This window comes from Halomonas sp. BC1 (assembly GCF_002078135.1).
Taxonomy (GTDB): Bacteria; Pseudomonadota; Gammaproteobacteria; order Pseudomonadales; family Halomonadaceae; genus Vreelandella; species Vreelandella stevensii.
On record NZ_LFGS01000004.1, the window covers coordinates 367,600 to 368,609 of the forward strand.

Consider the following 1,010-nt stretch of genomic DNA (forward strand, 5'->3'; position numbering starts at 1 on the left):
AGTGACTGCTGTTGGCAGTAGGCCATGCCGGACAAACCCGACGTCTGCCAGTCCTCGATATGCTGCTGCCAGAGACGTTTGCGTTCGGCGTGTGTCATGCTGATTCCTCCTGGTATTGACGAGGAAATCAGTGTGGGCAATTTCAGGGCGTGGCTGTAGGTGCTGATTTATGGGCGCTTACCAACAATGCCTTGCACGGCCAGACGCTTTTCCCAGGTCATGAGAGCCGCCAAGTCCAGCTTCTGCTCCACCGCATATTCACTTAACGCCAGCTGCCGGGATGAGGCATGAAACAGATGGCCCAACCAGAAAGCTTGCGTCGACGTCAGCTCGTTCATGGTGTTCTCCTGCGTATAAGGAAAACACCAGTGTGATCAGCGTCGCTCAGCCCGGGAAGATGGGGTTACCGGACCGCTTACTAACTTTAGGCAGCCATCAGAACGGCTTCTCTAGCATCACCAGCGTATGCTCTCGCTGTTGCTTTACCGCATCATCCAGAATCACCAGCAGTTTTTCATAATCCTCCGGCATCTGTGTATCCATGCCAGTGGTCTCGAAGCGGTCGAGGGTGTGCTGGGTCTCGTCGATGACAGTTTGTAGTTCGGTGATTACCTGTTGGTACTCGGCTTCATTCATGGTGTTTAGCACTGACAAGTAAGAGCAATCTCAATTATTGAGCATCCCATTCTCACGCATCTTCTCTCTGAATGCCTTTAGACCGTAATCGTTCAACTGTTTCTTTTTCTGCCTTAGCAAGTCGATTTCTGATCTCGTCAGCCGATCTGAAACCAACAAGGTAGTCGGCTTCGTTTGCGGTAAGTGCCGCTGTTCTGATGCCAAAGATGTTTTTGATTTCATCGCCAAACCTCTCATGCAGCAAACGCAGTTTTTTCTTTTCTGGAAGAAAGTCATGACTTCTTCCAGCATTACATAATACGATGGTGCCTTTTACTGAACCTCCATTTATCAGGAGATAGTTTGCCAATTCCGCGAGCGTCCCACCCATATTA

The 1,010-nt window shown here is 50.0% G+C and carries 4 protein-coding genes; all 4 read right to left on the minus strand.

Features of this window, described 5'->3' with window-relative positions; translation table 11 throughout:
- Positions 1-98, minus strand: a 98-nt coding sequence (gene tnpA, locus B7L72_RS19065) for an IS66 family insertion sequence element accessory protein TnpA (protein ID WP_446718544.1), incomplete at its 3' end; no start/stop codon positions are given.
- Between the two features lie 69 nt (positions 99-167).
- A complete protein-coding gene (locus tag B7L72_RS18445; protein WP_170919433.1) occupies positions 168-338 on the minus strand; it encodes a hypothetical protein in 171 nt (56 codons plus the stop codon).
- 97 nt (positions 339-435) lie between these two features.
- Positions 436-636: a hypothetical protein gene (locus tag B7L72_RS03270; protein WP_081136163.1), complete on the minus strand. Its 201-nt coding sequence runs from the start codon at positions 634-636 to the stop codon at positions 436-438.
- Positions 637-688: 52 nt separating this feature from the next.
- Positions 689-1,010, minus strand: a 322-nt coding sequence (locus B7L72_RS03275; RefSeq protein ID WP_217806030.1) for a hypothetical protein, incomplete at its 5' end; no start/stop codon positions are given.